Below are 6,000 nucleotides of genomic sequence, written 5' to 3' on the forward strand. Positions count from 1 at the left end.
AAATCGTGCCTTTATAATGTATTTTCTTTAGAGAATTAAGCCTGAGTTTCTTCAGTTCCTTCTGCATCAGCAGCAGGAGCCTCACCTTCAGCAGGAGCGTTGGCAGCTTCTTCAGCAGCTTTTGCATCCGCTTCAGCCTGTGCAGCAGCAGCGATTCTTGCTTCGTTTACTTTAGCTTCAGCTTCAAAAGCAGCTTTTTTAGCATCGGATTTAGCTGTTGCCAGACCTTCTACTTTGCCTTGTACTTTTGCTTCTTTTGCTTCTACCCATGCATTGAATCTCTTCTCAGCTTCTGCCTCATCAAAAGCTCCTTTAGCAACACCACCTTGTAAGTGTTTTTTGTAAAGTGCTCCTTTGTAAGAAAGGATTGCTCTTGCCGTATCAGTTGGCTGAGCACCATTGTTTAACCACTTTACAGCAGAATCAACATTCAAATCGATTGTTGCAGGGTTGGTGATTGGGTTATAAGTTCCCAGTTTTTCGATGAATCTACCATCTCTTCTTGCTCTGGAATCTGCAACCACGATGTGGAAGAAAGGCTTTCCTTTTTTACCGTGTCTCTGTAATCTGATTTTTACTGACATAATTTTTGAATTTTACGGGAACTCGTCCCAGTTAAATATTTTAAGAGTGCAAAGATAAACAAAAAAAATTACTGAACAATTAATAAGTGCAACAATTTACCGGTGTATCAGTTTACCCCTGTATTAGTTTACCAATGTATTAATATAGAGATGTATCAATATTACAGTACACAGATAGGATAATAACCACTTTGTATTATATCGCTCCCGCTATCTTATTGCTACATCATCAAATTGTTAGATTATTAAATTATTCCATTGTTACATTATATATCCGCAACCCCCATATAAAACAGCCCCAGGCATTTCTGGTTTTCTTCAATGGTAAGGGATTCTTTCAGATGGTCTACCAGCTTCGGGGAACTCCAGTAACAGCCGATTCCGTTTGCCGTACAGGTAAGGTACATGTTCTGCACGGCCATGGATACGGCTGCAATTTCTTCCCATTCCGGAACCATTCCGCTGAAGTTGACAATAATGGAAATGACCGTGTCTGCTTTGTTGATTTTATAACCGATATCGTAAAATTTCTTCTCCAGGAAGACGTGTTCAGGCTGTGTAGCCTTGTAGATGGCCTGCATCTCGGAAGCCAGCCTCCCTTTTTCTTCGCCCCTGAACACCTTGAAACGCCATGGTGTTGTGCGCTTATGGTTGGGAGCCGTTACTGAAGCCTGCAGAACAGCATCTATAATTTCCTGAGGAATTTCTGCCTCTGTATAATCTTTCGGGAAAATACTCTTTCTCTGCTCTATGATTTCTTTTAAAACGTCTGCTTTATTCATGCAGCGAATTTACGAAAAAGATGGAAGCCGGAAACGGGGCTGAACGAAGTTTGATGTCGGATCAGCCGGCAGAAGCCGGAAGCCGGAAGCCAGAAGCCAGAAGCCAGAAGCCAGAAGCCAGAAGCCTAGCAAAGTTACTTTTTACTTTACAAAACTTCAACAATCTTCTGATAAATCTTATTCAGCGTGAATTCATCGCCGGGCTGCATGCCCATCATTTTCCTGGCCATCGGGCTTTCCGGGGAAATGGCGTAGAAGCGGTCGCCCTCGAAGAAGAATTCTCCCAGGGAAACAGAAATATAAAAACGGGCTTTATTGGTAATCACCAGCGACCCCAGCTGTACTCTTCCGGTAGGATTGTTCAGTACTTTGCCCATATTTCTTTTCAGGTCGTTCAGGGCACCCATCTGCCGTTGCATCTGGTAAATTTCCTCCTGCATTTCCTCTCTCATGCTGTCGTACTTGGGCGTTTTTTTTATCTCCCGGCTGGCTTCCAGCGTGAATTCCATAAAGTTTTTCAGCTTTTCAATTTTTCCGGCAATGACGGCCTTTACATAATTTCTGATATTATTTTTTTCGAATACGGTCTTCTCCATGCATCAAATCTTTATATAAAGATAATATTTTTCAGATAATCCATACTTTGATTTTATCAATGAAAATGATTTGATTTTTTCCGGAAGCAGGAAAAGGATGCAAAACAGGAAAAGCGTTCATGGATGCAGACGCAATAGCATTAAAAGGACATGGGTGGATCAGCATTGATCTTATCACCTGTTGAAAATCATTCCTGAGTAAATCTGGAAAACATACGAACACCGGCCGGCAGGAGAAAAAGCCCTTTTTCATACAGAGGGAGGCAAACGAATGTGGCGAGTTAAGGACGGGAATTTCGGCTTTGCTTTCATTTTATTTTTCCGCCAGCTTCTTCAGGCTCTCCAGTCCTTCCCCATATGATTTCCCCATCTGGTAATCCATCAGGGGCCTCATCACTTTCATCATGGGATGCTGCTCGGTTTCCATGGTCCAGGTAACTCTTGTGGAATTTCCTTCGGGCACCAGAATAATCTCAGAGAAAGCCTGGCCTTCAAAAGGCTTCTTGAAAATCATTTCCGATTTCTGCTTTTTATAAAGAATAAGTTCCAGCAGTTGCTGGCAGCCTGCCCCGGCCTCATCATTGCTGCTGTCCCAGCAATAGCCATCTCCTTTTTTGCCGGGCTCTCCGGTATAGGTGATTGTCATGGCCGGATCCAGTTTCATCCAGGGATTCCATTCATTGACTGCCTTCATGGTCCGGACATGCTGCCAGACCTTTTCTTTGGGCGCACCGATAACTATGGATTTTTCATAATGATAGGTTTTGCCGAAAGCCAGCATGGCAATGACAGCATAGATAACGATCAGAAGGATAAGAACTCCGATAATTTTAACGGTTGTTTTCATAGCTCAGCAAGGTTTTATTTTATTTTCAAAAATAGCTGATCTTTTGCTCATCTTTTCTTGGCATAGGACAAGATTCATCAAAACCGATCATTTTGTCACACTTTTTTCCGGGGCATTATTTTTGAGCATTCAACCACCGGAATCACCTTGATCCGTAACTTTTACAGGAATTTAAAACCGTATTTATGAATATATTAACCGAGACTTTCAATCCCCCATATCAGGCAGCCCCTTTTACTTCCATTAAAAATGAAGATTACCTGCCGGCTTTCAGAGAACTGATCCGGAAATCGGAAGACGAAGTTGAAGCCATCGTAAACAATCCTGAGGAACCGACATTTGAGAATGTAATCGAAGCACTGGCTTATTCAGGAGAACAGCTGGACCGCGCGTCCAATATCTTTTTCAACCTGAATTCTGCCGAGACCAGTGATGAACTGCAGCAGATCGCGCAGGAAGTCTCCCCGATCCTTACCGAATATTCTTCAAAAATTTCCCAGAACGAAGCTTTATTCAACAAAATCAAGAAGGTGTATGACGAAAAGGAAAAATACCATCTTGATGAAGAACAGCAGATGCTTTTAAACGAAACCTATAAAGGCTTTGTGAGAAGCGGTGCGCTGCTGAGTGAAGAAGACAAAGAAAAACTAAAGAAAATCAATATGGATTTATCTTTAAAGTCGCTCCAGTTCGGGCAAAATGTTCTTGCTTCAACCAACCATTATTTCAGACATATCACCCATAAGGAAGACCTTGCAGGCATTCCTGACGCCATTCTGGAGCAATATGCCGAAGAAGCAAAAGAAAGAAACCTGGAAGGCTGGGTGGTAACGCTTCAGTATCCGAGCTACATCCCTTTTATGACGTATGCGGAAAACCGGGAGCTGAGAAAAGAACTGGCCCTGGCTAACGGTAAAAAATCTTTTGATGGCGGAGAACATGACAACCAACACCTCATCAAAGAACTGCTTTCCCTGAAACAGCAGAAAGCAGAGTTGCTGGGTTATAAGAATTATGCAGACTATGTGCTGGAAGAAAGAATGGCAAAATCCCCGGCAAAAGTTATCGACTTCCTGAATGAGCTTCTTACCAAGGCAAAACCATACGCCGGTAAAGAAATCGAAGAACTGAAAGCATTGGCTAAAGCTGACGATATCGAGGAAATGCAGTCCTATGACCATGCTTTTTATGCGGAAAAACTCCGTAAAGCCAAATATGATCTGAATGATGAGGAACTGAAACCTTACTTCCCGCTGGATCAGGTTCAGGATGCCGTCTTCGGACTGGCCGAAGAGCTTTTCCAACTTACTTTCGAGGAAAGAAAAGACATTCCAAAATACCACGAAGATGTAAAGGTTTATGAAGTACAGGAAATAATTGCAGTATCCAGTTCAGGAATGACTGAAAAAGAATTTAAAGCTCTGCTTTACGTAGACTATTTCCCGCGAAAAGGCAAAAGAGCCGGCGCCTGGATGACGAGCTATAAAAACCAGTATCAGAAAGAGGGCGAAAATTCTCGTCCGCACATCTCTATTGTCTGCAACTTCAGCAAACCGACCAAAGATACGCCAAGCTTACTCACTTTCCAGGAAGTCACCACCCTGTTCCATGAGTTCGGGCATGCACTCCATGGGATCATGGCCGACACCCGGTACCCTACCCTCTCCGGAACTTCCGTAAAATGGGATTTTGTGGAATTGCCTTCACAGTTCCTGGAAAATTTCTGTTACGAGCCTGAATTCCTGAAAACGTTCGCCAGACATTATACAACCGGGGAAGTTTTACCGGATGAAAAAATTGAAAAAATTGCCCAGTCAAAAAACTTCATGGAAGGCTACCAGACGCTGAGGCAGATCGGCTTCGGGCTGCTGGACATGAATTACCATACAAAAGTCGGAGAGTTAGAGAACAAAAGTATAAAGGAGTTTGAAGATGAATATACGAAAGCTACCCAATTATATCCGGCCCATCCGGAAACGGCAATGAGCCCGAGCTTTTCCCATATCTTCCAGGGCGGATATTCGGCCGGATATTATTCCTACAAATGGGCGGAAGTACTGGATGCCGATGCGTTCCAGTATTTCAAGGAAAACGGGATTTTTAATCCTGAAATTGCTGCCAAATATAAAGTCCTCCTTGCTTCCGGCGGAACCAAGGACCCGATGGAGCTGTACAAGAGTTTCAGGGGAAGCGAACCGAAAGTGGAAAGCCTGCTGAAAAGGGCGTTCGGATAAAAAAGTATAAACCATTAAGTGACCGCTTAATGGTTTTTTATTTATCTTTAAAACATGAAATGACGAAAGATGATCAGATTCCGTCTGACCCGGACAATGAAGGAAACAGGTATTTGATTCCAGGCAGCCGGCCATGGCAATCATCAATTCTTCTCATCCTGCAGGAATGGAGAAGAATTGTTTTTTATAGCGGTGACCAGAAATCCGGGAAATAACAGCAATATTTTTAAATTAGACTCATGTACACAATCCAACAACTCCACAAAACGCTGGATGAACGCCGCCGGCCGGAAGACGTTGCCGAAATGGTTATCGATCTGCTGAAAGGCAGAATAACGGAATATGAAGCCGGATTACTGGATCGCGCAGCACAAGGCTCGCTGAACAGAAACCTGTATGGCTATACTTCAATGCTGGAAAGTTTTGGGGTGATAACCGGCGCACAGGTACAGATCAACAGAGCCCTTGAAATTTTCAACATGCAAAAACCACCGGATGCAGATTACAGTCTGGTTGAAACAGTTGAACGATTCCTGTACGATGTTGCCCCTCTGATTTCCAAATCCACAGGTTCAAATAATTTCAAGACAGACCGGCTGAATAAGGAACAGCGAAAAGAAGCAGGCCTGGATCTTTCTAAAAGAAATTATAATAAAAAATGGCGGCTCTTACAAAGGATAGAAAAAAAACTGATCCGGCTGATCAATGAAACCAAAAAGCTGGAATTTCAGAAAATTGCAAAACATGGATTAGCCCATACCCTGTCTTTTGAGGATTTCAGCTCGGATCTGAATACGGCATGTTTTATTGCCTATTACAATGCCCGCTGCAATGTAAGGAGCACTTTTACCAATCAAAGCCAGGAACGGCCTTTTGATGAAATTTGTGAAATGCTGTTCAGCAGATGCACGGAAAATGCCGTTTCTACCCACTGGTGGGCAATTTCCCATATCTATA

Annotated in this window: 5 protein-coding genes and 1 pseudogene; 2 read left to right on the forward strand and 4 right to left on the reverse strand. The window is 43.0% G+C overall.

Features of this window, described 5'->3' with window-relative positions; genetic code table 11:
* Positions 1-35 precede the first annotated feature (35 nt).
* From QZ735_RS15825 to QZ735_RS15840, 4 genes are all read right to left on the reverse strand, one after another.
* Positions 36-584, reverse strand: coding sequence for a 30S ribosomal protein S16 (locus QZ735_RS15825; RefSeq protein WP_294250329.1), 549 nt, complete (start codon positions 582-584; stop codon positions 36-38).
* 266 nt (positions 585-850) lie between these two features.
* On the reverse strand, positions 851-1,366 hold the full coding sequence (locus tag QZ735_RS15830) for a nitroreductase (protein ID WP_294250331.1): 516 nt from the start codon (positions 1,364-1,366) through the stop codon (positions 851-853).
* A gap of 146 nt (positions 1,367-1,512) precedes the next feature.
* The gene (locus QZ735_RS15835; RefSeq protein ID WP_294250333.1) at positions 1,513-1,962 is read right to left on the reverse strand and encodes a hypothetical protein; all 450 of its coding nucleotides are present in this window, start codon (positions 1,960-1,962) and stop codon (positions 1,513-1,515) included.
* A gap of 313 nt (positions 1,963-2,275) precedes the next feature.
* Positions 2,276-2,809 carry an SRPBCC family protein gene (locus QZ735_RS15840; protein ID WP_294250335.1) on the reverse strand — a complete coding sequence of 178 codons (534 nt, stop codon included), beginning with the start codon at positions 2,807-2,809 and terminating at the stop codon, positions 2,276-2,278.
* 185 nt (positions 2,810-2,994) lie between these two features.
* Here QZ735_RS15840 and QZ735_RS15845 point away from each other — a divergent pair, with 185 nt between their 5' ends.
* Together QZ735_RS15845 and QZ735_RS15850 are read left to right on the forward strand one after the other, a co-directional pair.
* Positions 2,995-5,043 (forward strand): M3 family metallopeptidase, encoded by a 2,049-nt coding sequence (locus QZ735_RS15845; protein ID WP_294250338.1) that lies wholly within the window; start codon positions 2,995-2,997, stop codon positions 5,041-5,043.
* Positions 5,044-5,282: 239 nt separating this feature from the next.
* Positions 5,283-6,000: pseudogene (locus QZ735_RS15850) on the forward strand (hypothetical protein); the annotation flags it as partial.

It is taken from the genome of uncultured Chryseobacterium sp. (assembly GCF_913776365.1).
In the GTDB taxonomy this organism is placed as follows: Bacteria; Bacteroidota; Bacteroidia; order Flavobacteriales; family Weeksellaceae; genus Chryseobacterium.